19 protein-coding genes and 1 tRNA gene are annotated in these 23,999 nt (G+C 71.4%); 10 read left to right on the top strand and 10 right to left on the bottom strand.

The features are described from left to right. Positions 1-47: 47 nt before the first annotated feature. The 7 genes from BLW17_RS00455 (at position 48) to BLW17_RS00425 (ending at position 7,197) form a co-directional block, all read left to right on the top strand. Positions 48-134 (top strand) — tRNA-Leu (locus BLW17_RS00455). Positions 135-326: 192 nt separating this feature from the next. Beyond that, entirely contained in the window at positions 327-1,433 is a 1,107-nt protein-coding gene (locus tag BLW17_RS00450; protein ID WP_036731119.1) for an ABC transporter ATP-binding protein, read from the top strand. A 37-nt stretch (positions 1,434-1,470) separates the two neighbouring features. Then, entirely contained in the window at positions 1,471-2,550 is a 1,080-nt protein-coding gene (locus BLW17_RS00445; protein WP_036731117.1) for an ABC transporter substrate-binding protein, read from the top strand. Between the two features lie 110 nt (positions 2,551-2,660). Next, the gene (locus tag BLW17_RS00440; protein ID WP_036731115.1) at positions 2,661-3,737 is read left to right on the top strand and encodes an ABC transporter substrate-binding protein; all 1,077 of its coding nucleotides are present in this window, start codon (positions 2,661-2,663) and stop codon (positions 3,735-3,737) included. A gap of 60 nt (positions 3,738-3,797) precedes the next feature. Then, entirely contained in the window at positions 3,798-4,886 is a 1,089-nt protein-coding gene (locus BLW17_RS00435; protein WP_231572710.1) for an ABC transporter substrate-binding protein, read from the top strand. A gap of 16 nt (positions 4,887-4,902) precedes the next feature. Beyond that, the gene (locus BLW17_RS00430) at positions 4,903-6,219 is read left to right on the top strand and encodes an ABC transporter permease (protein WP_036731113.1); all 1,317 of its coding nucleotides are present in this window, start codon (positions 4,903-4,905) and stop codon (positions 6,217-6,219) included. A 6-nt stretch (positions 6,220-6,225) separates the two neighbouring features. Continuing rightward, a complete protein-coding gene (locus BLW17_RS00425; RefSeq protein WP_036731111.1) occupies positions 6,226-7,197 on the top strand; it encodes an ABC transporter permease in 972 nt (323 codons plus the stop codon). A 146-nt stretch (positions 7,198-7,343) separates the two neighbouring features. On the opposite strand, the gene BLW17_RS00420 is transcribed toward BLW17_RS00425, so the two are convergent. From BLW17_RS00420 to BLW17_RS00380, 9 genes are all read right to left on the bottom strand, one after another. Further along, positions 7,344-8,288 (bottom strand): AEC family transporter, encoded by a 945-nt coding sequence (locus tag BLW17_RS00420; RefSeq protein ID WP_036731109.1) that lies wholly within the window; start codon positions 8,286-8,288, stop codon positions 7,344-7,346. After that, on the bottom strand, positions 8,285-9,109 hold the full coding sequence (locus BLW17_RS00415) for an MBL fold metallo-hydrolase (protein ID WP_036731107.1): 825 nt from the start codon (positions 9,107-9,109) through the stop codon (positions 8,285-8,287). The genes BLW17_RS00420 and BLW17_RS00415 overlap by 4 nt, the downstream gene beginning before the upstream one ends. Then, entirely contained in the window at positions 9,106-9,960 is an 855-nt protein-coding gene (locus BLW17_RS00410) for a TatD family hydrolase (protein ID WP_052176172.1), read from the bottom strand. Before BLW17_RS00410 ends, BLW17_RS00415 begins: the two co-directional genes overlap by 4 nt. A gap of 29 nt (positions 9,961-9,989) precedes the next feature. Next, the gene (locus BLW17_RS00405; RefSeq protein ID WP_036731105.1) at positions 9,990-11,099 is read right to left on the bottom strand and encodes a DNA polymerase III subunit delta'; all 1,110 of its coding nucleotides are present in this window, start codon (positions 11,097-11,099) and stop codon (positions 9,990-9,992) included. Positions 11,100-11,101: 2 nt separating this feature from the next. Then, positions 11,102-11,815: a dTMP kinase gene (gene tmk / locus BLW17_RS00400; protein WP_036731102.1), complete on the bottom strand. Its 714-nt coding sequence runs from the start codon at positions 11,813-11,815 to the stop codon at positions 11,102-11,104. Between the two features lie 20 nt (positions 11,816-11,835). Beyond that, a complete protein-coding gene (locus BLW17_RS00395; RefSeq protein WP_052176159.1) occupies positions 11,836-13,005 on the bottom strand; it encodes a D-alanyl-D-alanine carboxypeptidase family protein in 1,170 nt (389 codons plus the stop codon). A 110-nt stretch (positions 13,006-13,115) separates the two neighbouring features. Beyond that, positions 13,116-13,688 (bottom strand): thymidine kinase, encoded by a 573-nt coding sequence (locus BLW17_RS00390; RefSeq protein WP_036731100.1) that lies wholly within the window; start codon positions 13,686-13,688, stop codon positions 13,116-13,118. A gap of 116 nt (positions 13,689-13,804) precedes the next feature. Next, positions 13,805-15,307 carry a DEAD/DEAH box helicase gene (locus BLW17_RS00385; protein ID WP_414811495.1) on the bottom strand — a complete coding sequence of 501 codons (1,503 nt, stop codon included), beginning with the start codon at positions 15,305-15,307 and terminating at the stop codon, positions 13,805-13,807. Between the two features lie 281 nt (positions 15,308-15,588). Next, positions 15,589-17,862: an adenosylcobalamin-dependent ribonucleoside-diphosphate reductase gene (locus BLW17_RS00380; RefSeq protein WP_036731098.1), complete on the bottom strand. Its 2,274-nt coding sequence runs from the start codon at positions 17,860-17,862 to the stop codon at positions 15,589-15,591. Positions 17,863-18,080: 218 nt separating this feature from the next. Here BLW17_RS00380 and BLW17_RS00375 point away from each other — a divergent pair, with 218 nt between their 5' ends. Continuing rightward, positions 18,081-18,443, top strand: coding sequence for a hypothetical protein (locus tag BLW17_RS00375; RefSeq protein WP_052174862.1), 363 nt, complete (start codon positions 18,081-18,083; stop codon positions 18,441-18,443). Positions 18,444-18,479: 36 nt separating this feature from the next. Here the strand turns inward: BLW17_RS00375 and BLW17_RS00370 are convergent, their stop codons facing one another. After that, the gene (locus BLW17_RS00370) at positions 18,480-19,991 is read right to left on the bottom strand and encodes a class I adenylate-forming enzyme family protein (protein ID WP_052176158.1); all 1,512 of its coding nucleotides are present in this window, start codon (positions 19,989-19,991) and stop codon (positions 18,480-18,482) included. A 277-nt stretch (positions 19,992-20,268) separates the two neighbouring features. On the opposite strand from BLW17_RS00370, the gene BLW17_RS00365 reads away from it, so the two are divergent. Both BLW17_RS00365 and BLW17_RS00360 read left to right on the top strand, forming a co-directional pair. Beyond that, a complete protein-coding gene (locus BLW17_RS00365) occupies positions 20,269-21,300 on the top strand; it encodes a cysteine synthase A (protein ID WP_036701360.1) in 1,032 nt (343 codons plus the stop codon). A 4-nt stretch (positions 21,301-21,304) separates the two neighbouring features. Then, positions 21,305-23,875 carry a DUF3772 domain-containing protein gene (locus tag BLW17_RS00360; RefSeq protein ID WP_074825950.1) on the top strand — a complete coding sequence of 857 codons (2,571 nt, stop codon included), beginning with the start codon at positions 21,305-21,307 and terminating at the stop codon, positions 23,873-23,875. The last annotated feature ends 124 nt before the right edge of the window (positions 23,876-23,999 follow it).

Here is a 23,999-nt window from a genome sequence, read left to right as displayed (position 1 = left end):
CCTTTTCAAACCCGGCGGGCGCGGCTATGTCACGCCCACCACGGAATGCGGTCGTGGCGGAATTGGTAGACGCGCAGCGTTGAGGTCGCTGTTCCCTAACCGGAGTGGAAGTTCGAGTCTTCTCGACCGCACCATGAATGAGGGGCGCTCCGGGCAACCGGGCGCCCCTTTTTCCTGTCCGAAGCGCCCGCTCGCTGTCGCAATCCTGCCACCGAAATGACGCAAGCCTGCCGCGTTCATCGGCCCCTGACCGCTAGATTCGGATTGCGGCGCGCGGTGATCGCCGCTTAGTCTCGCACCGCATCGGACCGACCAAGGAGGGGCGCGTGGGTACGTCTTCGGCCAGGAGCGACGGTTTCGTCGTCTTCGACCATGTCCAGAAAAGCTATGACGGCCAGTCCCTTGTGGTGAAGGACCTCAACCTGGACATCGGCAAGGGCGAGTTCCTGACGATGCTCGGGCCGTCCGGGTCGGGCAAGACGACCTGCCTGATGATGCTCGCCGGCTTCGAGACCGCGACCAACGGCGAGATCCGTCTGGACGGCAAGAACATCAACGACGTCCCGCCCCACAAGCGCGGCATCGGCATGGTGTTCCAGAGCTACGCGCTATTCCCGCATATGTCGGTGGGCGAGAACCTCGCCTTCCCGCTCGAGGTGCGCGGCATGGGCAAGGCCGAGCGTGAGAGCCGGATCGCCCGCGCGCTCGACATGGTGCAGATGGGCAAGTTCAAGAACCGCCGCCCGGCGCAGCTCTCGGGCGGCCAGCAGCAGCGCATCGCGCTGGCCCGGGCGCTGGTGTTCGACCCCAAGCTGGTGCTGATGGACGAGCCGCTCGGCGCGCTCGACAAGCAGCTGCGCGAGCATATGCAGTATGAAATCAAGGCGCTGCACGAGAATCTGGGAATCACCGTGGTCTATGTCACGCATGACCAGGGCGAGGCGCTGACCATGTCGGACCGGATCGCGGTCTTCAACGACGGCCGCATCCAGCAGCTCGCGCCGCCCTCCGAGCTCTACGAGAAGCCGCAGAACAGCTTCGTCGCGGGCTTCATCGGCGAGAACAACAAGCTCTCGGGCGTGATCGAGAAGCTCGACGGCGAGCGCGCGGTGGTTCGCCTGCCGAATGGCGAGCTGATCGACGCGACCGCGGTCAACGTCCGCGAGGCGGGCCAGCCGACGCTCGTCTCGATCCGCCCCGAGCGGGTCGAGTTCAAGCCCGAGATGATGCCGCAGGGCGCCCACACCATCGACGCCGAGGTGCGCGACGTGATCTACATGGGCGACATCCTGCGGGCCCGGATGAAGGTGGCGGGCAGCGACGAGTTCGTGATGAAGTTCCGCAACACGCTGGGTCAGACCCGGCTGTCGCCCGGCCAGCACATCCGCATCGGCTGGAACCCGCAGGATGCCCGGGCGCTCGACCCGGTCTGACAGACCCAATCAACGACAAGACCAACAGGAGAGAGACATGAAGAAGCTGCTGATCTCGACCACCGCGCTGGTGGTGCTCGCCGGCGCTGCCTCGGCGCAGGACAAGGTCCTGAACGTGCTCGACTGGGGCGGGTCCTACGGCGAAAGCCACAAGGTCGCCTATAACGCGCCGTTCGAGGAAAAGACCGGCATCAAGATCACCGTGACCGACGCCGACAACCCCGCCACGCCGATCAAGGCGATGGTCGAGGCGGGCAACGTCACCGCCGACGTGGCCTCGGTCGAATATGCCGACGCGGTGCGGCTGTGCGACGAGGGCGCGCTCGAGCAGATCGACCCGGCGATCCTGGCAGCCGGTCCGGGCGGTGAGGCCGCCAAGGACGACTTCATCGAGGGCGCGGTGACCGAATGCTTCGTCGCCACCGACGTCTATTCGATGGTGCTGGCCTATGACGACAGCAAGTTCGCCGACGCCAAGCCCGCCACCCCGGCCGATTTCTTCGACACCGCCAGGTTCCCGGGCAAGCGCACCATGCGCAAGGGCGCCAAGTTCAACCTCGAGCTGGCGCTGATGGCCGATGGCGTGCCGGCGGCCGAGGTCTATCAAGTTCTGGGCACCCCCGAGGGCGTCGACCGCGCCTTCAAGAAGCTCGACACCATCAAGAAGGACGTGATCTGGTGGGAAGCCGGCGCCCAGCCGCCGCAGCTGCTGGCGGATGGCGAGGTGACCATGGCCTATGCCTTCAACGGCCGGATCTTCAACGCCGCCGTGGGCGAGGGCAAGCCGTTCAAGATCATCTGGGACGGCCAGATCTACGAGATGGAAGGCTGGGTGGTGCCGAAGGGCGCGCCGAACAAGCAGAACGCGATGGACTACATCGCCTTCTCGACCGAGGCGCCGCAGCTGGCCAAGGCGGCCGAGCAGATCAGCTACGGCCCGCCGCGCAAGTCGGCCTCGGGCCTCGTCGGCAACATCGCCGGCAAGGACCAGCCGATGGGGCCGCACCTGCCGACCTCGCCCGAGAACCTCGAGAAGGGCCTGAGCTCGAACCTCGACTTCTGGGTCGATCATGACGGCGAGCTGAGCGAGCGCTTCAACGCCTGGCTGGCTGGCTGACGAACGGGTTGCAATGGTCCCCCGCGCCGCGTGGTGCGGGGGGTATCCGGGCCGCCGATGCGGGCCTGACCGGCGCCGGCGCCCATTTTCGTGGAGGGGAAAGAGACATCATGAAGACCAGACTGATCCTCGGCACCGCGCTGGCGCTGATCGCCGCGCCCGCCCTGGCCGAGGGGCCGCTGAACGTCACCACCTACGGCGGCGCCTTCGCCAAGACGGTCGAGGAGGCCTACGTCAAGCCGTTCAGCGAGGCGACCGGCATCCAGACGAGCGTGCTCGACGCCTCGGACCCGCCCGCCAAGCTCAAGGCCGAGGTCGAGGCGGGCAACATCACCTCGGACGTCTATGAGGTCGAGCAGTCGGACGTGATCCGGCTGTGCGACGAGGGGCTGATCGAGCCGATCGATCCGGCGGCGCTGGCCAAGGGCGCGGACGGCTCGGCCGCGGCCGACGACTATCTGCCGAGCGCGCTCAACGAGTGCGGCACCGCGATCATGGTCTGGTCCACCGCCATCGCCTATGACAAGGACGCCTTCCCGAACGGCGCCCCGCAGACGGTCGCGGATTTCTTCGACACCGCCAAGTTCCCCGGCAAGCGCGGCATCATCAAGCGGCCGAAATACGCGCTCGAGTTCGCGCTGCTGGCCGACGGCGTGCCCGCGGCCGAGGTCTATGACGTGCTCTCGACGCCCGAGGGCGTGGACCGGGCGTTCAAGAAGCTCGACACGATCAAGGGCGACGTCGTCTGGTGGGAAGCCGGGGCCCAGGCGCCGCAGCTGCTCGCCGACAAGGAGGTGTCGATGACGCTGGCCTACAACGGCCGGATCTTCGACGCCATCGTGGGCGAGGGCAAGAACTTCGGCTTCGTCTGGGACGGCGTGAACCTGGACATGGACTACTGGGTGATCCCCAAGGGCGCGCCCGGCAAGGACGCGGCGATGAAGTTCATCGCCTTCGCCTCGGACCCCGCCCGGCAGGCCGTGATGTCGAGCATGATCGCCTATGGCCCGTCGCGGAAGTCGGCGGCGGCCAGCGTCGGCAAGTACAAGGACGGCAAGACCGACATGGCGCCCTATCTGCCCTCGACCCCCGAGAACGCCGAGAAGGGGCTGGTCAACGACGCCGCCTTCTGGGCCGACCACGGCACCGAGCTGACCGAGCGCTTCAACGCCTGGCTCGCCAGCTGATCCCGCGCGCCGGGGCGCCCGTCGCGGGCGCCCCGGTCCCCAACTCACGGACCCCTTGCCATGCTGATGCGCCTTGCCCTTCTGCCGCTGCTCGTCTCGGTCGCCCCGGTGCCCTGGGCCGGTGCGGGTGAGCTGCGGGTGCTGTCCTGGGGCGGCGATTTCTCGGCCGCGCAGGAGGTGGCGATGGCCCGCCCCTTCACCGAGGCGACCGGGACGATGGTGCGGTTCTCGGACAGCGACGACCCGCACGGCATGGTCCACGCCGAGGTGCAGGCCGGCAACGTCACCACCGACGTGGCCAGCGTCGGGCAGGGGGCCGCGATGCGGCTGTGTGACGAGGGCGAGGTCGAGCCGATCGACCCCGCCACCCTCGTCCCCGCCCCGGACGGCACGGCCGCGACGGCGGACTTCATGCCCGGCACGCTCGGGCCGTGCTTCGTGCCGACCGACATCTATTCCACCGTCATCGCCTATGACGCGCGCCGCGCCGCGCCGACGCAGGCGGCGGATTTCTTTGACCTGACGCGCTTCCCCGGCCGCCGTGGCCTGTCGCGCACCCCGCAGTTCACGCTTGAGCTGGCGCTGCTTGCCGACGGTGTCCCGCGCGATCAGGTCTATCCGCTGCTCGCCACGCCCGAGGGGCAGGACCGCGCCTTCGCCAAGCTCGACACGATCAAGCACGAGGTCGTCTGGTGGGAGGCCGGCGCCCAGCCCGTGCAGCTTCTTGCCGATGGCGAGGTGGCGATGGCCGCGGCCTACAACGGGCGCATCTTCAAGGCGGCCGAGGTGGACGGGCTGCCGCTGGCGATCCTGTGGGACGCGCAGATCTACGAACTCGAGGGCTGGGTGATCCCCAAGGGCGCCCCGAACCGCGCCGGCGCGCTGGCCTTCGTCGCGGCCTCGACGGCGCCCGAGCCGCTGGCGCGCTTCGCCGAAGAGCTGCCCTACGGTCCCCCGCGGCTCTCGTCGCAGGCGATGGTGGGCAATTTCGCAGGGACCACCAAGCGCGGCGCGCCGGTGCCGATGACCCCGCATCTGCCGACCGCCCCCGCCAACGTCGCCACCGCCCTGGCGGTGGACCCGCAGTTCTGGGCCGAACACGAGACCGAGCTGCGCGAGCGTTTCGCCGCTTGGCTGGCCGCGGGCTGAGAGGAAGGACCCGAGCATGGCATCTGCACTCGACCCCCACGCCGCCGTGGTCGCCGGCGCCTCGGGCGCCAGCCCGACCGTGACCGCCCCCGGCGCGCCGCTGACCACCGCCGACGGCCGCCCGCTCGCCCGGGCGCTGGCCCGCAGCCAGGCCAAGGCGCGGCGCCGCGCCTTCATGCTGGTGCTGCCGCTGCTGGCGTTCATCGTCATCACCTTCGTGATTCCGATCGGGCAGATGCTGCACCGTTCGATGTACAACGACGGCTTCTCGGCCAACATGCCGCAGACCTCGGCCTGGTTCGCCGAGCACAAGCCCGGCACCCAGCCGGACGAAAGCGCCTTTGCCGCGCTCGCCGCCGACCTCAAGGCCGCGGCCGACAACCGCACCGTGGGGATCGTCGGCACGCGCATCAACTATGACGTGCCCGGCACCCGCTCGCTCTTCACCGCCACCGGGCGGAAGGCGCGCGACGGGTTCGAGCCGCCCTACCGCGAGGCGCTGCTGGATGCCGACCCGAAATGGGGCGAGCCGATGCTGTGGCGGGCGATGCGCAATGCCTCGACGGCGTACACCGCGAACTTCTACCTCGCCGCGGTGGACCGCACCCGCGACGACGCCGGCAACGTGGTCATGGCCCCGCCGCAGCAGCAGGTCTACGTGATGCTCTTCAAGCGCACGCTGATGCTGTCGCTGCTGATCACCTTCACCACCTTCCTGCTCGGCTTCCCGATCGCGCATCTGCTGGCGACGCTGCCGATGCGGAAGTCGAACCTGCTGATGATCCTCGTGCTGCTGCCGTTCTGGACCTCGCTTCTGGTGCGGACCACGGCCTGGATGGTGCTGTTGCAGCAGCAGGGGGTGATCAACGACCTGCTGGTCTGGCTGGGGGTGATCGGCAACGAGCAGCGGCTTCAGATGATCTACAACCAGCTCGGCACGGTCATCGCCATGACCCACATCCTGCTGCCGTTCATGATCCTGCCGCTCTATTCGGTGATGCGGACCATCAACCCGAGCTACGTACGCGCCGCCAAGTCGCTGGGCGCGACCTCGTGGACGGCGTTCCGGCGGGTCTATTTCCCGCTCACCTTGCCGGGGCTGGGGGCCGGGGCGCTGCTCGTCTTCATCCTGGCCGTGGGCTACTACATCACGCCCGCGCTGGTCGGCGGCTCGACCGGGCAGCTCATCTCGAACATGATCGCGATGCACATGACCGAGACGCTGAACTGGTCGATGGCGGCGGCGCTGGCGGCGATCCTGCTGGGCGCGGTGCTGGTGCTCTACTGGATCTACGACCGGCTGGTCGGGATCGACAATCTCAAGCTGGGGTGATCCGACATGGCGCTGCCCACCTACGCCTCGCCGCTGGAGCGGGTCTGGCACTGGACCTACATCGCGATCTGCGTGGCGATTTTCGTCTTTCTGATCGCGCCGATCCTGGTGGTGATCCCGCTCAGCTTCAACGCCGAGCCCTACTTCACCTTCACCGAGAAGATGCTGTCCTTCGACCCGGACGGCTATTCGATGCGCTGGTACGACACGCTGCTGACCTTCGGAAGGTCGCGGGCCGACGCGCCGCGGGACGCGAGCTGGTGGGCGGACGCCTGGGCCAACGCCAAGTGGCTGAACGCGGCGAAGAACTCGCTGATCGTCGGGTTCTTCTCGACGATCCTCGCCACCGTGCTGGGGACGCTGGCGGCGCTGGGGCTGTCGCGCCCTGAGATGCCGTTCCGGCGGATCATCATGGCGGTGCTGATCTCGCCGATGATCGTGCCGATCATCATCACCGCGACGGGGATGTTCTTCTTCTACTCCTCGACCTGCGTGGACACGACGAGCACCATCGGCCGCCTTTTGGCGCCGATGCTGTCGAACTCGGGCTGCCTCGCCAACACCTACCTCGGCGTGATCCTTGCGCACGCGACGCTCGGGATTCCCTTCGTCATCATCACCGTGACGGCGACGCTGATCGGGTTCGACCAGTCGCTGAACCGCGCCGCGGCCTCGCTGGGGGCGAACCCGCGGACCACGTTCTTCAAGATCACCATGCCGCTGATCCTGCCCGGCGTGATCTCGGGGGCGCTGTTCGCCTTCGTCACCTCGTTCGACGAGGTCGTCGCGGTGCTGTTCATCGCCGGCCCCGACCAGCAGACCATTCCGCGGCAGATGTGGAACGGCATCCGCGAGCAGATCTCGCCCGCCATCCTCGCGGTGGCGACGCTGCTGGTGATCTTCTCGATCGCGCTGCTGGCGACGGTCGAGGTGCTGCGGCGGCGGGGCGAGCGTCTGCGTGGGCTGACCCCGGCGTGAGGGCGGGGTGGGGGGACGAGCCCGCCACGCGGCGCTCGGCCGGAGCTGCCGCGACCCCGGCGCTCGCGGTCTCCGCCGCCCTCGACCGCACTGTTGCGCTGACGAGAACGCCCTAGCCCACCGATGCCCCGTTCCGGCGTCAGGGCCTAGGGCAGCAGCGCGAGCCAGCCCCAGATCGTCAGGATAGACAGCGCCGTGGCGATCAGGACCGAGGACGCCGCCGACCGGATCGCTGACTGGTAGAGATTGGCGAACAGGTACGCGTTGACCCCCGGCGCCATCGCCGCCGTCACCACCGCCGAACGCAGCCCCGCCACGGGCAGGCCCAGCATCTGCCCCAGCCACCAGGTCAGCGCCGGGTGCAGGATCAGCGAGCAGGCGCAGATCAGCGCGATCGAGGCCGCGTCGCCCTGCGGCTTGTAGCGCAGCAGCACGCCCCCCAGCGCAAACAGCGCCGCCGGCAGCGCCGAGCGGGCGATCATCTCGACCGCCGCCCAGAAGCCGCCGGGCAGCACCAGCCCGGCCATGGTCAGCACGTTCATCGTCAGCCCGCTGAGGATGCCGATCACCAGCGGCGTCCTGAGCACCCCCCGGAGCGCCCGCCCCGCGACGCGACCCGCAGAGACGCCGGTGCCGCGGGCGCGCGTGAACTCCATCACCGTGATCCCGAGTGTGTAGAGCATCGGCGAATGCAGCGCGATGATGGCGAAGTTGCCGGCGAGCGACTCGGTGCCGTAGGCGCGCTCCATGATCGGGATGCCGAGCAGCAGCGAGTTCGAGAAGAGGCAGGCGAAGGCGACGGCGACGGAATCCTCGGGGCTCCGGCCGATGACGCGGCGCGCGACGACCCAGCCGACGAGGAACGAGGCGAGCGCGCCGGCGTAGAACGACACCAGCAGCCGCGGGTCGAACTCGGCCGAGAGGTCCAGCGCCGCCATCGACTTGAAGAGCAGCACCGGCACGCCGAAGTTCTGCGCATAGCGCTGCAGCCCGTCCACCGCGGCCGGCGCGAAAAGCCCCCGCCAAGCCACGAGATAGCCGAAGCCGATGACCAGGAAGACCGGCAGGATGACGTCGAAGAGCGCCGTCACAGCCGGATGTCCATCCCGTCATGGGCCGGGACGATGTGGTCGGGGGTCTCGGCCATGACGGCGTCATGGTCGAGGTCGATGTGCATGTTCGTCAGCACCCCGCGCCGCGCCCGCGACCGCGCGATCCACTCCAGCGTCAGGGCGAGATGCGCGTGGCTCGGGTGCGGGGCGTAGCGCAGGGCGTCGCAGATGAAGACCTCGGGCTCCATGATCGCGGGCCAGGCCGCCTCGGGGATTTCCAGGACGTCGGGCAGATAGACGAGGGCAGGGGCGCCCGCGCCGGCGCTGATCCGGAACCCCAGCGCCGGGGTGGCGCCGTGATCGACGGTGAAGGGGGTGAGGTGCAGCGCCCCGCCGGCGCCCTCGATCGCGAAGGGCCCGTCGATCCGGTTCAGCGTCACGATCGGCGGATAGCCCGAGCCGGGCGGCGTCTCGAAGACATAGCCGAAGCGGGTCCGCAAGGCGGCCTCGGTCGGCGCGTCGGCCCAGCCGGGCAGCAGGCTGTGGCGGTTGTGGACGATCTGGCGCAGGTCGTCGATGCCGTGGATGTGGTCGGCGTGGGCATGGGTCCAGACCACCCCGTCCAGCAGCCCGACGCCCGCGTCGGTCAGCTGCGGCACGAGGTCGGGGCCGGTGTCGACGAGCACCCGCGTGACGCCGCGGGGGCCGTGGCGCTCGACCAGCAGTGCGCAGCGGCGGCGGCGGTTCTTCGGATTCTCGGGGTCGCAGGCGCCCCAATGCCCGCCGAGCCGCGGCACGCCGCCGGACGACCCGCAGCCGAGGATGACGGCGCGAAGCTGCCCCCCGGCCGGCGCGCTCACCCCGCGGCCCCCGCGGCGCGCGTGAACAGGCGGTCGAAGTTGGCGCTGGTCAGGGCGGCGAACGCGGACTCCTCCATCTCGAACAGCGCCGCACCCACCCTGGCGGTGTGGGCGACGTAAGCGGGCTCGTTCCGCTTGCCGCGGTGCGGGGGCGGGGCGAGGTAGGGGGCGTCTGTCTCGACCAGGATGCGGTCGCGGGGGGCGGCCGCGAAGATCTCGCGCAGCTCGGTCGAGCGCGGGAAGGCCGCGATGCCCGACATCGACAGGTAGAAGCCGATCCCGAGCGCCGCCTCGGCCAGCGCCGGCCCCGAGGTGTAGCAGTGCATCACGCCGGTAAAGCCGCCCGCCGCGTGCTCGCGGGTCAGGATCGCCGCCATGTCGTCGTCGGCGTCGCGCGCGTGGATGATGAGCGGCAGGCCGGTGCGGCGCGCGGCCTCGATGTGCACCAGCAGGCTCTCGGCCTGCCGGGCGGCGCTTTCGGCGGTGTAGTGGTAGTCGAGCCCTGTCTCGCCGATGCCCACGAACTTCGGGTGACGGGAGAGGGCGACGAGATCCTCGACCGTCGCCAGCGGCTCTTCGGCGGCATACATCGGGTGGGTGCCGGCGGCGTAGAAGACGCCGTCATGCGCCTCGGCAATCGCGCGGACCGAGGGTTCCAGCCGCAACCGGGTGCAGATCGTCACCATCCGGGTGACGCCTGCGGCGCGGGCGCGGTCGACCAGCGCCGGCAGCTCGCCGGCGAAATCGGGGAAATCGAGGTGGCAGTGGCTGTCCACGAGCTGCGGACGGTCCGCAGGGTTCTGCGCCACGGGTTCGGGGGACCGGGCGGGCCGGGGTGCGTCGGTGCTCATCGGATCGGTCCCGGCCTCGGGGTCAGCGTTCATCCCCGCGCGGGCGCGTCGGCGCCGGTCTGGGCGAGGGTCATGAGCATATCCATCACCAGCGCCGCGGGGTCAAGGTTGACCGCCCGGCCGCGCCGGGCCCGCGCCGACAGCTCGGCCTGCGCCTCGGCCCAGCGGCGCGCGGCGGGCTCGTCGGGGGACAGGCGGGCGAGCAGGGCGGCCTCGCCGTCCGCGGCCTCGGGCAGCGGCGGGCCCATCAGGCCGGCGCGGGCGGCGCGGGCGAGGAAACGGTCGAGAAGCGTCATGGTCAGGTCGAAGGGATCGCCGTCCGGGCCCGGCCGCCCGCCCGCCGTCTCGGCCAGCGCCGCGGCGCGGCTGCGGTCCATCTGCGGCAGGGTCTGGAACAGCGCCACGAGGTCGCCGTAGCGCGAAAGCCCGTCCTGCCCGGCAAGCCGCAGCGCCTCGCCCACCGAGCCGGCGGCAAGCGCGGCCAGGCGGGCCGGGTCGCCCTCGACCTCGAGCGGGGCCAGCGCCGCGGCCATGTCGTCGGGTGCGAGCGGCCCGAGGCGGAGCTGCCGGCAGCGCGAGCGGATCGTCGGCAAGAGCCGCCCGGGCTGGTGCGAGATGAGCAGCAGCATGGCGTCGCGCGGCGGTTCCTCGAGCATCTTGAGGACCGCGTTCGCGGACTGGGGGTTCATGTCGTCGGCGGCGTCGATGATCACCACCCGGCGGCCGCCGTCGATGGCCGAGAGGTGGAAGAACTCGATCATCCGGCGGATGTCGTCGATGACGATCTCGGCCCTGAGGCGGCCCTTGTCATCCTCGCTGCGGCGCACGAGATGCAGCCGCGGCTCGGCCAGCGCGCGCATCCGGCGGGCGGCCGGGTGGTCAGGGTCGACCTCGAGCCGGCCGGGTTCGCCGCCGGCGATGAGCCAGCGGGCGATGGCCCAGGCGAGCGTCGCCTTGCCGGTGCCGCGCGGGCCGGTGATCAGCCAGCCGTGGTGCAGCCGGCCGGCAGCGGCGGCGTCGAGGAAACCGGCCGCGGCCTCGTCCTGGCCGATGACGCGGGGCGTCTCGCGCGGGTGCGGGGCGCCGGGGACGCGGTCGGATTCGACCGGCGGGTCGTCGGGGGCGAGGTCGCGGGCCATCCTCAGAGCGCCGCGCGAACGCGGGCGGCGACTGCCTCGGCCGGGCCGCTGCCGTCGATCAGGCGGATGCGGTCGGGATGGGCCGCGGCGAGCGCCCGGAACCCGTCGCGCAGCGCGCGTTGGAACGGCAGGCCCATCGATTCGAAGCGGTCCTCGGCGGCGGCATCGTCGCTTGACGGAAGGTGGGTGCCGGCGGGCACGGCCGCGACCGGCGGCGCGGCGACGGCGCGCGCGGCCGCCTCGGCCAGCTCGGCGGCGGGCGGGAGATCGCCCGGTTGCTGCCGGCGCAGGGTCCGTGCCAGCGCCTCGGCCGGGTCGAGGTCGATCACGAAGGTCCGGTCCGGCTCGACCCCGATCATCAGCGCGTGCAGCGCATCGACCGCTCCGCGCAGGTCGCCGCGGGTCGCCCCCTGATAGACGCGGGTCGAGTCGGCAAAGCGGTCGGTCACGACCCATGCCCCGCGGTCGAGCGCCGGGCGGATGGTCCGTTCGAGGTGATCGCGGCGCGCGGCAGTGAAAAGCAGCAGTTCGGTCTCGGCCGACCAGCGGTCGGCGCTGCCCTCGACCAGCAGGCGGCGGATGTCCTCGGCCCCCGGCGCGCCGCCGGGCTCGCGGGTTAGCACGACCTCGCGTCCCTCGGCCCTCAGCGCTTCGGCCAGACGCCGCGCCTGGGTGGACTTGCCCGACCCGTCGATGCCCTCGAGGCTGATGAACACCGTCCGCGGGCCCCGGCGCGTCAGCCGCCGACGGCGGCGGCGGCCTGACGGCCCAGCCGCATCGCGGCGTTCTGCATCCGGCCCATGAAGCCTGCACGCGGCACGTCATCGGCGGCGACCAGCGGCAGGCGCGACTGCACCGACCCCGGCACCGTCACGACGAGCTCGCCCAGCCGCTGCCCGGCGGTGATCGGGGCCTCGATCGGACCGTCGAACACCGCCTCGGCCGTCACGCCCGCGGCCGCCCCGGCCGGGATCAGCACATTCACGCCGTCCTGCGTGGTCAGCGCCACCCGCCGCGCGGCCCCCAGCCAGACGGGCGCCCAGGCCACCCGTTCCCCCTTCGGCACCACGGTCTTCATGGTGAACTGGCGGAAGGCCCAGTTGACGATGCGCTCGGATTCCTCGGCCCGCGCCTTTTCCGACCCGAGCCCGCTGAGCACGAAGATCACCCGCCGCCCGTCCTGTACAGCCGACCCCACGAGGCCGTAGCCCGCCTCTTCGGTATGACCGGTCTTGAGCCCGTCCGCGCCGATCCCGAGCCCGAGGATCGGGTTGCGGTTGTGGCGGTTGGCGGGCGCGCGGTTGTCGAAGGCGTATTCCTTGATCGAGAAGTTCTTGTAGAGCTCGGGGAAGTCCGTGATCAGGTGCTGGGCGAGCACGCCGAGGTCATGGGTGGACATCCGGTGCCCGGGGTCCGGCCAGCCCGAGGCGTTGGTCAGATGCGTCTCGGTCAGCCCCAGGGCCTTGGCCCGGGCCGTCGCCTCGCGGGCGAAGGCCTCTTCTGTGCCGGCCAGCCCCTCGGCCACGACCACGCAGGCATCGTTGCCCGAGAGCACGATGATCCCCTTGATGAGCTCTTCCACCGTCGGGCGGTCGCGCTCGTTCAGGAACATCGTCGAGCCCTTCATCTGCCGGGCCTTGGTCGAGACGGGGAAGCGCGTGTCGAGGCTGACGCGCCCCTCTTGGATCGCGTCGAACAGCATGTAGACGGTCATCAGCTTGGACATCGAGGCGGGAGGAATCGCCCGGTCGGCGTCCTTTTCCATCAGCACCGTGCCGGTGGCCACGTCATAGACCCAGGCCGCGCGGGCGGTGGTGTCGAACGCCGCCGCGGGCAGCGCGGTCAGCGCCAGGATCGCGGCAGCAAGCGCGCCGCGGGCGGTGCGAGGAAGCGATGAAAGCCGCATGGGTCGTCCTTTGCCGGTTCGGCGTCAGGGTTAACGCAGCCGCAGCGCTGCCGCAACGCTCACCCCCGGTCTCGTCCTACAGCGCGGCGGTAAAGATTCCCTGAACCGGCTCAGGCGCCCATCGCCGCGCGCCAGTGGCGGCGGCAGAGCGAGACGTAGCTTTCGTTCCCGCCGACCTGGATCTGGGCGCCCTCGCGCAGCACCGCGCCCTCCGGCCCGAGCCGCACCACCATCGTGGCCTTGCGCCCGCAATGGCAGATCGTGCGCACCTCGCGCAGGTCGTCGGCAAGCGCGAGCAGCGCCGCCGAGCCGGGGAACAGCTCGCCGCGGAAATCGGTGCGCAGGCCGTAGGCCATGACCGGCTGGCCGCGGTCGTCGGCCACCCGGGCGAGCTGCCAGACCTGCGCGGGGGTAAGGAACTGCGCCTCGTCCACGAAGATGCAGGCGGCGTCGGGGCCCTCGGCCGCGATCAGCGCGAAGAGGTCGGTGTCGGCGTCGAAGGCGATGGCGTCGGCGCCGAGCCCGATGCGGCTGCCGATCCGCCCCGGCCCCGCGCGGGTGTCGAGCGCCGCGATGAGCAGCAGGGGCGTCATGCCCCGCTCGCGGTAGTTGTGGGCGGCTTGCAGCAGGAGCGTGCTCTTGCCGGCGTTCATCGTCGAGTAGTGGAAATAGAGCTTGGCCATGCCGCGGGGTGCCAACTCGGCGCGGCGGCTGCAAGGGCCGGGCGCACGGGGGGGCCGAAAAGATCCAGCCCGACGCGGGGGGCGCCGGGCTGGACAGGATCGAGGCGGGCGCGGGGTCAGCCGCGCTGCTGGCCCTTCGGCGCGCGCGAGGGGCGGCGCGCCGGGCGCTTGCGGGCGGCACCGTCGCCCTGCGGGCGGGCGCCGGGCTTGCGCGGGCTGGGCACGGGACCAGCCGGCGGCTCGCCGCCGATGACCGGGATCTGCGCCTTCATGGCCTTTTCCACGGCCCTGAGCTCACCGACCTCGGCCGGGGCGCAGAACGCCACGGCGCGGCCGTCACGCCCGGCGCGCGCGGTGCGGCCGATGCGGTGGACGTAGTTCTCGGGCACGTTCGGCAGGTCGTAGTTATAAACATGCGCCACCTGCGGGATGTCGAGCCCGCGCGCCGCGACGTCGGTCGCCACGAGCACCTGCGTCTCTTCCGAGCGGAAGGACGAGAGCGCCCGCTCACGCTGGCCCTGCGATTTGTTGCCGTGGATCGCGGCGACCGAGAAGCCCCATTTCTCGAGCAGCTTCGACAGCTTCTCGGACCCGTGCTTGGTGCGGCCGAAGACGATCGCAAGCTCGCCCGGGTGTTTCGAGAGATACTCGGCCAAGAGCGCCGCCTTGTCGCCCTGGTTCACGAAGTGGACGCCCTGGTCGATCTTTTCGGCGGCCTTGCCCGGCGGGTTCACCGCCACGCGGACCGGATCGGTCAGATAGCTGTCGGCCAGCTCTTCCATCAGCTTCGGCATGGTGGCCGAGAAGAGCATCGTCTGGCGCTCGGCCGGCAGCAGCTTGGCGATGCGACGTAGCGCGTGGATGAAGCCGATGTCGAGCATCTGGTCGGCCTCGTCCAGCACCAGATAGCGGGTCTGGTCGAAGCGGACAGCCTTGCGCTCGATCAGGTCGATCAGGCGGCCGGGCGTGGCGATCAGCACGTCGACGCCGCGGGCGAGGCGGTCCACCTGCACGTTGATCGAGGCGCCGCCGACGACCCGGAAGCTGCGGATGCCGGTGCCGCGGGCGAAGGCCTCGACGTTCTGGGCGATCTGGGTGGCCAGCTCGCGGGTGGGGGCGAGGATCAGCGCCTTGCAGCTCATCGGCTCGGCGCGCTCGCCCTTGCTCACGAGGCGGGTCAGCATCGGCAGGCTGAAGGCGGCGGTCTTGCCGGTGCCGGTCTGGGCGAGGCCCAGCAGGTCACGGCCCGCGACCAGCGCCGGGATGGCCTCGGCCTGGATCGGCGTCGGCTCGTTCAGCCCCAGCTCGGGCAGGTTGATCGCCACGCGCGGGTCGATGCCCATGCGGGTGAAGGCCGTGTCCATCTCGGGGATGGCGCGGCGGATGAAGGGCTCGGCCTGGCCTTCGGCGCGCGCCTTCTTGGCGCGGCCGGGGCCGCGGCGGGCGCCGAAGCCCGCGGATTTCGGCTTGTCGGCGTCGAAGCGCGACTTGCCGCGCGGGCCGTCGGTGCCGTGCGCGCCCTCGCGGGGGCCGCGATGGGGGGCGTCGCCGCTGCGGCGGGGTTTCTGGGTGCGCCCGGCCGGGTTGGCGGGGCGGGCTTGGGTCATGTTGTCAGTCATATTCTCATGGTCCTGTGGCGCCGCCCCCGTATCGGGCCGCGCGGAAAGATCACGCCGACGCCGCCCCGGTCAGGGGTCGGTCGCGGCAACGTCAGGGGCGCGGGGCGATACGAAGTCCCGCGGGCAACCCTGCGTGAGAGGGGAAACCGATTGAGCGTCCGGCCCTTGGCAGTCAGACTGCGGCTGCTCACGCGGCAGCGGGTTCCTAGACGTGGCCTAGATCGGGGCCGGGGGTCTGAAAGTCAAGGGCGGATGCGGCAGAAACCCTGCCGCATCCGGCGTCAGCCGCATTTCGAGTGGCCGCAGCTCGGGCAGGTCAGGCAGCCCTCGACCATCCGCATCCCCGGCATCCCGCAGGCCGGGCACGAGGGACCGACCGGCACAGCCCCCGGCGCGGGGGGCGCGGCGTCGGCGGTCGGGTCGGCCTTCAGCCCCGCGCCCTCGGCGGCGAGGAAGCCGATCGCCACCATGTGCCGCTCGATCACGCCGCCGATCGCGGCGAGGATCGAGGGGACGTAGCGGCCCTCGATCCAGGCCCCGCCGCGGGGGTCGAACACGGCCTTCAGCTCCTCGACCACGAAGGACACGTCGCCGCCGCGCCGGAACACCGCCGAGATCATCCGCGTCAGCGCCACGGTCCAGGCGTAATGTTCCATGTTCTTCGAGTTGATGAACACCTCAAACGGCCGGCGCCGGCCGCCCTCCTCGATGTCGTTGAGGGTGATGTAGATCGCGTGCTCGCTGCCCGGGAACTTGAGCTTGTAGGTCGCCCCCTCGAGCGCCTGCGGCCTGTCCATCGGCGCCTCGAGATAGACCGCCGGCAGCTGCTCTGCGGGCGCGGTGGCGGGGGCGGGGGCGGGTTCGGCCACCGACAGGACCGAGCCGGTCACGGCGTTCGGGCGATAGGTGGTGCAGCCCTTGCAGCCCTGGTCCCACGCGGCGAGGTAGACGTCCTTGAACGCCTCGAACGGGATGTCGGGCGGGCAGTTGATAGTCTTCGAGATCGAGCTGTCCACCCATTCCTGCGCCGCCGCCTGCATGGCGACATGGTCGAGCGGGTCGAGCGTCTGGGCGTCCACGAACCAGTCGGGCAGGGGGGCGTCGCCCATCCGTTCGCGCCAGAGGCTCGCGGCATAGTCCACCACCTCTTCCTCGCTGCGGGTGCCGTCCTTCTGCAGGATCTTGCGGGTGTAGCTCAGCGCGAACACCGGCTCGATCCCCGAGCTGACGTTGCCGGCGTAAAGCGAGATCGTGCCGGTGGGCGCGACCGAGGTCAGCAGCGCGTTCCGGATGCCGTGGGTGCGGATCGCGGCGCGCACGTCCTCGTCCATCCGCTGCATGAAGCCCGAGGCGAGGAACGCCTCGGCGTCGTAGAGCGGGAAGGCGCCCTTTTCCCGCGCCAGATCGGCGCTGGCGAGATAGGCCGCGCGGGCGATGCGGCGCATCCAGCCGCGGGTGGCGGCGGCGGCCTCGGGCGCGCCGTAGCGCAGCCCGACCATCATCAGCGCGTCGGCAAGCCCGGTGACGCCCAGCCCGATGCGCCGCTTGGCGCGCGCCTCGGCGGCCTGCTGGGGCAGGGGAAAGCGGCTCGCGTCTACCACGTTGTCCATCATCCGCACGGCGACGGTCACCAGCTCGTCCAGCGCGTCCTCGTCCAGCGACGCCTCGGGGCCGAAGGGGTCGCGGACCAGACGGGCGAGGTTCACCGAGCCCAGGAGGCAGGCGCCATAGGGCGGCAGGGGCTGTTCGCCGCAGGGGTTGGTCGCGGCGATCGTCTCGGCATAGGCGAGGTTGTTCATCGCGTTGATCCGGTCGATGAAGATCACCCCCGGCTCGGCGTAGTCATAGGTCGCGCGCATGATCCGGTCCCACAGATCGCGGGCGCGCAGGGTGCGGTAGACCTGCCCGCCGAAGACCAGCGGCCAGTCGCCATCGGCCTTGAGCGCGGCCATGAACTCGTCGGTGACCAGCACCGACAGGTTGAACATCCGCAGCCGGGCGCTGTCCTGCTTGGCGGCGATGAAGGCCTCGATGTCGGGGTGATCGCAGCGCATGGTGGCCATCATCGCCCCGCGGCGCGAGCCCGCCGACATGATCGTGCGGCACATCGCGTCCCACACGTCCATGAACGACAGCGGCCCCGAGGCATCCGCCGCCACCCCCGTCACCGGCGCCCCCTTGGGCCGGATGGTCGAGAAGTCGTAGCCGATCCCGCCGCCCTGCTGCATCGTGAGCGCGGCTTCCTTGAGAGACTGGAAGATGCCCTCCATGCTGTCGGGGATGGTGCCCATGACGAAGCAGTTGAAGAGCGTGACCGACCGCCCCGTGCCCGCGCCCGACAGGATGCGGCCGGCCGGCAGGAAGCGGAAATCCTCGAGCGCGGCGTAGAAGCGGTCCTCCCACGCGGCGGGGTCGGCCTCGACGCTGGCGAGATCGCGGGCGACGCGCCGCCAGCTGTCCTCGACCGAGCCATCCCGCGGCGTGCCGTCGGCGTCGCGCAGGCGGTATTTCATGTCCCAGATCTGTTCGGCGATGGGGGCGGCAAAGCGGGTCATGGGCGGTCCTGCGGGTCGGGAGAGGGTCGGGGGCACAGGGCGCCTTGTTGCGGCAACCGCCCGGCGCAGGCAAGCCTGCGCTGCGGTGACGCCGTGGGACCGAGGGCGGACGGGCGGCGTCACCGGCTGACAGGCGGGGGTGCGACAATTCGGCGCAGCCCCGTTACCTTAGCAAAGCGATAAGGATTTCGGGCAACCAGCCCGAGAAGGCCAACCGAATGATCCGCAACAGGATTTCCGCCGGCATCCTTGCCGCAACCGTGCTCGCCGCAGCCCCGGCGCTCGCCTCGCAGCCCGGCGAGATGGAGACCGGCCCGCAGACGGCGGGCGTGGCCGCGCCGATCAACCTCGTCCCCGCCCGTCCGGTGCCGATGGCGGTGATGACCTATGAGGTGTTCGAGGCGACGGTCGATCACGCCGACCTCGCCGAATGCCCCAAGGCGCTGGCCCGCGAGGGGCGGTTCTGCCGGGTCGTGCTGCACGGCGACGCGCTGCACGTGTTCGCCTTCAGCGAGGACCTCGATCAGCCGCTGCAGGCGGTGATGGAGTATCCGCTGGACGTGATCCGCTTCCCCGAGTGAGCCGGGGACAGGCCCGCCCGCGGCGTCAGCCGGGGGTCAGCCGGGTTCGGGCCTGTGCGCCTCGCGCAGCGCCCGGCGGTTGACCTTGCCGGTCGGCGTGCGGGGCAGGGCGTCGACGCGGACATAGCGCCGCGGCTGCTTGTAGCGGGCCAGCCCCGTCGCGGCCGCGGCCGCGAGCGCGTCCTGCGTCGCGTCGCCGGTCCAGAACGCGGCGATGATCGACGCCCCGCCCGGCACGGTCAGCTCCGCCGCCGCCACGTCACCCGCGCCGGGCACGGGGGCGAGCACGTCCTCGACCTCGGCGGGGGCCACGCGGAACCCGCCCGCGTTCATCATGTCGTCGGCCCGCCCGAGCGTCGAGATCGCCCCGTCCTCGGCCGCGACGGCCAGATCGCCGGTCAGGAACCAGTCGCCCTGATGGCGGGCCGCGGTCTCCTCGGGCTGGCCGAGATAGCCGAGAAACAGGCCCGGATCGCTGCGATGGACGGCGAGGACGCCGGGCGTGCCGGGCGGGTTCTCGGCCCCGTCCTCGGACAGGATCGCCACCCGCCGCCCCAGCTGCGGATAGCCCGCCGTGCCGGGCGGCGCAGGCCGCGCGGGCGAGCCGGAGAGGAAGGTCGAGCACTCGGACATCCCCATCGCCTCGTGGAGTTCCGTCCCCGTCCGCGCCCGCCACGCGTCGCGCAGCGCGGGGTCGAGCCGCTCGCCCGCGGTCAGCCCGTGCCGAAGGCTGGGTATCGGCGCCCAGTCGGCGCGCAGGATGCGGCGGAAGACGCCGGGGGCGGCGGCGAGGATCGTGGCACCGTGCCGCGCGGCCAGCAGCGGGATCTGTTCGAGCGCGGTGCCCTCGGCCGGGATCAGCGCGGTGGCGCCGACCGTCCAGGGGTCCATCAGCCCGGTGCCGAGGGTGAAGGTCCAGTTGAAGGCGCCCGCGTGCATCAGCCGGTCGTTCGGCGTGAGCCCGTACCATCCCTGAAACATCATCGCCCGCGCGAGGATGGCGCGATGCGCGTGCATCACCGCCCGCGGCTGGCCCGAGGTGCCCGAGGTATAGACGATGTAGGCCAGCCGGTCCGGGTCGCCCTCGGCGAACTCGGCGGGGGGCAGGGTCGCCATCGCGGCCAGCTCGGCCACCGGCAGGACCGGGGCGGAGTCGCCCTCGGGCAGGGCGATGCCGGGGCCGGCGATGGTCAGCGCATGGGTGATCTCGGCGGCGATCTTGCCCACCTCGCGGGCAGTGAGCATGGCCGAGGTCGGGACCGGCACCAACCCCGCCGCGATGCAGCCGAGATAGGCGATGGGGAACGCAGGCTCGTTGCCGATCCTGAGCAGCACCCGGTCGCCCGGCCTGAGCCCGCGGGCGAGCAGCCCCGTCGCCGTTCCCCGCACCGCCGCCGTCAGCCGCCCGTAGGACCAGCGGTCGGCCCGGGTCGGCGAGACGACGGCGAGGGCGAGCTTTTCGGGTGTGGCCTGCCCCGCGGCCAGCACGTGCGCGGCGAGGTTCAGCGGGCGCGAGGGGGCGGGGGCGGGGGGCGGCGTCTGGCTCATGGCGGCAGGATGATCCTGCCCGGGCGGCGGGTGCAAGGGGCCGTGCGAGGGGTTGGGCCGTCGCCGCCGCAACCCGCCCCCCGGACGTGGTGCGGGGCAACCGCGGTTGACTGCGCCTGTGCGCCTGCGGCGACGGCCCCGGCGCGCCAACCGCGACGGCCCGCACGCCTCAACTCTGCCCACGATCGCGTGCGTCCACGGCCTTCGCCCGCGGCGGACGGGTTGCCGCGCTCGTCCCCGGCTGGTTAAACGGCAGGATCAACAGCGAGGGCTGACCATGCGCAACGCATCCGATCTCGCGGCCCTGATCGGCCGCACGCCGCTCATCCGGCTCAACCGGGCTTCCGAGGCGACCGGCTGCGAGATCTGGGGCAAGTGCGAGTTCATGAACCCCGGCCAGTCGGTCAAGGACCGCGCCGCGCTCTACATCATCCGCGACGCCGTGGCGCGCGGGGCGCTGGGCCCGGGCGGCACCATCGTCGAGGGCACCGCGGGCAACACCGGCATCGGCCTCGCGCTGGTCGGCGCCTCGATGGGCTTCCGCTCGGTCATCGTGATCCCCGAGACCCAGAGCCAGGAAAAGAAGGACATGCTGCGCCTCGCCGGCGCCGAGCTGGTCGAGGTGCCCGCCGCCCCCTACCGCAACCCCAACAACTACGTCCGCTATTCGGGCCGGCTGGCCGAGGCGCTGGCCGCCACGCTGCCGGGCGGGGCGGTCTGGGCGAACCAGTTCGACAACACCGCCAACCGGCAGGCGCATCTGGAAACCACCGGCCCCGAGATCTGGGACCAGACCGGGGGCGGGGTGGACGGGTTCATCTGCTCGGTGGGCTCGGGCGGGACGCTCGCCGGGGTCGGGATGGCGCTGCAGCCGAAGGGGGTGAAGATCGGCATCGCCGACCCCGAGGGCTCGGCGCTGTTTGCGTGGTACACGCAAGGCGAGCTCGACGCGCCCGGCAACTCGATCACCGAGGGGATCGGGCAGGGGCGGGTGACCGCGAACCTCGACGGCTTCACCCCCGACTTCGCCTGCCGGGTGCCCGACAGCGAGGCGCTGCCCATTCTCTACGACCTGCTCGAGCACGAGGGGCTGTGCCTCGGCGGCTCGTCGGGGATCAACGTCGCGGGCGCGATCCGCATGGCGCGCGAGATGGGGCCGGGCAAGACCATCGTCACGGTGCTCTGCGATTCGGGGACGCGCTACCAGACCAAGCTCTGGAACCCGGTGTTCCTGCGCGACAAGGGCCTGCCGGTGCCGCACTGGCTCGAGACGCGCGAATCGGCCCTGCCGGACGTGACCGAGGCCTGACGGGATGGCTGCTGCACTGACTGCCCGCGCCACCCCCGCGCCCCGCCGCCGCTGGTCCGCCGTCCTTCTCGCCGCGCTGGCCGCGCTGTGGCTGGCGCTGGCGGTGGCCCCGCCGGCGCTGGCCCAGACCGAGCCCGACTATCAGGCGTGGAACCAGATCGCGAGCCGTGCCGAGGACGAGGTGGACGCCGGCGGCGCCACCACCGAGACGCTGCAGCGGCTGCGCGCCGACATCGTCTCGTGGCGCGACCGCTTCCTGCAGGCGCAGTCGCTCAACGCCCCGCGCATCGCCACGCTGCGCGACCAGATCTCGGCGCTGGGCCCGGCGCCCGCCGAGGGCGAGACCGAGGCCCCCGAGATCGCCGAGCGCCGCAAGGAGCTGACCGAGCAGCTCGCGCAGTTGCAGGCCCCCGGCCTGCGCGCGGTCGAGGCCTACAGCCGCGCCGACAGCCTCGTGCGCGCCATCGACGAGACCGCCCGCACCCGGCAGGCCGACGCGATCCTCAAGCTCAGCCCCTCGCCGCTGCTGCCGTCGAGCCTGATCGCTGCGGCCTCCGAGGGGATGACGGTCCTCAACGGCATCGCCGGCGACGTGCGCGACCGGACCTATGGCGCCGCCGGGCGGGCGCTGATCGGGCGGCTGCCGCTGATCGGGCTGTATCTCGCGCTGGCGCTGGGGCTGCTGATCTACGGGCGGCGGTGGATCGACTCGCTGCCCTCGCGCCTCGGCTCGCGGGCAAGCGACTATGCCCGCGACGCGGTGGCCTTTGCCGTGTCGCTGGGCCAGATCGCCATCCCCACCGCGGGCGCCTATCTGCTGGTCCGCGCGCTCGACACCACCGGGCTGGCCGGGTCGTGGGCACGGCCGCTGCTGATGGTGCTGCCGGTGGCGGCGCTGCTGTTCTTCACCGGGCGCTGGCTGTCGCTGCGGTTCTTCACCCTGACCGGCGATCCGCCGATCTGCTACCCCGAGGTCCAGCGCCAGCGCGGCCAGTTCTACGGCATCTCGATGGCCGCCGCGCTGGCGGTCCACCACATCGCCGGGCAGGCGGTCCTGCCGCTGTCGGGCATCCGCACCGATCCCGGCACCGGCAGCCGCATCCCGCTTGAGGTGAGCGATGCCGCCGCGGCGGTCTGGCACCTGCCGCTGATCGTGGTGGGGGCGCTCTTGCTCTTCCGCCTCGGCCTGGTGCTGCGCCACCGGCCCGAGCACGACGCCTCCGAGCAGACGGGCTATGCCGGCAAGGTCATGGCCGCGCTCGGCGCCGCGGCGCGGCTGATCGCGCTTGCCAGCCCCGTGCTGGCGGTGATCGGCTTCGTGACGCTTGCCAACTCGATCCTGTGGCCGGCGGCGCTGACCATCGGCCTCGCCATGCTGGTGATCGTGCTGCAGGAGTTCGCCACCGACCTCTGGTCCGTGGTCAAGCGCGACCGGGGGATGTCGCGCAATGCGCTGGCGCCGGTGCTGATCGGCTTCGGCCTCGTGGTGCTGGCGATGCCGCTGCTGGCGCTGATCTGGGGCGCGAGCAATTCCGACCTCGGCGAGGCGTGGACGAGCCTGCGCAACGGGTTCTCGCTCGGCGGGGTGAAGCTCTCGCCCGGGGCGGTGCTGACCTTCGTCGTGGTCTTCACGCTCGGCTACATGGCGACGCGGGTGGTGCAGGGGACGGTGCGGACCTCGATCCTGCCGCGCACCCGGCTGGACATCGGCGCCAAGAACGCCGCCGTCTCGGGCCTCGGCTACGTGGGCATCTTCCTGTCGGCGCTGCTCGCTGTGACCTCGGCCGGGATCGACCTGTCGAGCCTTGCCATCCTCGCCGGTGCGCTGTCGGTCGGTATCGGTTTCGGCCTGCAGAACATCGTGTCGAACTTCGTCTCGGGGATCATCCTGCTGGTCGAGCGTCCCGTGGCGGTCGGCGACTGGATCCAGGTCGGGCAGTCGCAGGGCTACGTCAAGCGCATCTCGGTGCGCTCGACCCAGATCCAGACCTTCGACCGCACAGACGTGATCGTGCCGAACTCGGACCTGATCTCGAAGGAGGTCACCAACTGGACCCGCGGCAACCTGCAGGGGCGGATCATCATCAAGGTCGGCGTGGCCTACGGCAGCAACACCCGCCGGGTGGTCGACATCCTGCGCGAGATCGCCGAGGACCAGCCGACGGTGCTGATCAACCCGGCGCCGAACGTGCTGTTCATGGGCTTCGGCGCCGACAGCCTCGACTTCGAGATCCGCGCCATCCTGTCGGACATCAACCAGGGCATGGGCGTGCAGTCCGAGATCCGCCACCAGATCATCGAGCGCTTCGCCGCCGAAGGGATCGAGATCCCCTTCGCCCACCGCGAGGTCCGCATCGTCAATGCCGAAGAGCTGGGCGAGAGCGGCAAGAAGGCCCTGGGCGGCCCCCCGGGGTCGGGCGCCCCCGCCGCGGCGGACTACGCCGAGGCCGAGGCCGCAACGGCCCGGCCGCGGGGCGAGGAGCAGCAGGACCCGCGGATCACGCAGGCGACCTCGTCGGGCCTCGAGATCGCCGAGGGCGGCAGCGACGGGGACGGCGACGGCGACCGGGGCTGAGGCACGGCGGGGGGCGCGGCCCCCTGCCGCTGACGGCCGCCTCCCCCCCCCCCGGGGTAAATCGGCGAGAACGACGCCGCGCGGCGGTTGGACGTGCCGCGCGATACGCCGACCTGTGCCGGTT

This window comes from Paracoccus sanguinis (genome assembly GCF_900106665.1).
GTDB classification, from domain to species: domain Bacteria; phylum Pseudomonadota; class Alphaproteobacteria; order Rhodobacterales; family Rhodobacteraceae; genus Paracoccus; species Paracoccus panacisoli.
Note: the sequence above shows the minus strand (reverse complement) of the source record. Positions and strands in the feature narration are given on the sequence as shown.

Excerpts from the sequence above, each read along its gene's own strand:
- BLW17_RS00445 (WP_036731117.1), top strand. The coding sequence starts at position 1,471 with ATGAAGAAGCTGCTGATCTCGACCACCGCGCTGGTGGTGCTCGCCGGC.
- BLW17_RS00440 (WP_036731115.1), top strand. The coding sequence starts at position 2,661 with ATGAAGACCAGACTGATCCTCGGCACCGCGCTGGCGCTGATCGCCGCG.
- BLW17_RS00435 (WP_231572710.1), top strand. The coding sequence starts at position 3,798 with ATGCTGATGCGCCTTGCCCTTCTGCCGCTGCTCGTCTCGGTCGCCCCG.
- BLW17_RS00430 (WP_036731113.1), top strand. The coding sequence starts at position 4,903 with ATGGCATCTGCACTCGACCCCCACGCCGCCGTGGTCGCCGGCGCCTCG.
- BLW17_RS00425 (WP_036731111.1), top strand. The coding sequence starts at position 6,226 with ATGGCGCTGCCCACCTACGCCTCGCCGCTGGAGCGGGTCTGGCACTGG.
- BLW17_RS00410 (WP_052176172.1), bottom strand. The coding sequence starts at position 9,960 with ATGAGCACCGACGCACCCCGGCCCGCCCGGTCCCCCGAACCCGTGGCG.
- BLW17_RS00405 (WP_036731105.1), bottom strand. The coding sequence starts at position 11,099 with ATGGCCCGCGACCTCGCCCCCGACGACCCGCCGGTCGAATCCGACCGC.
- BLW17_RS00395 (WP_052176159.1), bottom strand. The coding sequence starts at position 13,005 with ATGCGGCTTTCATCGCTTCCTCGCACCGCCCGCGGCGCGCTTGCTGCC.
- BLW17_RS00390 (WP_036731100.1), bottom strand. The coding sequence starts at position 13,688 with ATGGCCAAGCTCTATTTCCACTACTCGACGATGAACGCCGGCAAGAGC.
- BLW17_RS00385 (WP_414811495.1), bottom strand. The coding sequence starts at position 15,307 with ATGACTGACAACATGACCCAAGCCCGCCCCGCCAACCCGGCCGGGCGC.
- BLW17_RS00380 (WP_036731098.1), bottom strand. The coding sequence starts at position 17,862 with ATGACCCGCTTTGCCGCCCCCATCGCCGAACAGATCTGGGACATGAAA.
- BLW17_RS00375 (WP_052174862.1), top strand. The coding sequence starts at position 18,081 with ATGATCCGCAACAGGATTTCCGCCGGCATCCTTGCCGCAACCGTGCTC.
- BLW17_RS00370 (WP_052176158.1), bottom strand. The coding sequence starts at position 19,991 with ATGAGCCAGACGCCGCCCCCCGCCCCCGCCCCCTCGCGCCCGCTGAAC.
- BLW17_RS00365 (WP_036701360.1), top strand. The coding sequence starts at position 20,269 with ATGCGCAACGCATCCGATCTCGCGGCCCTGATCGGCCGCACGCCGCTC.
- BLW17_RS00360 (WP_074825950.1), top strand. The coding sequence starts at position 21,305 with ATGGCTGCTGCACTGACTGCCCGCGCCACCCCCGCGCCCCGCCGCCGC.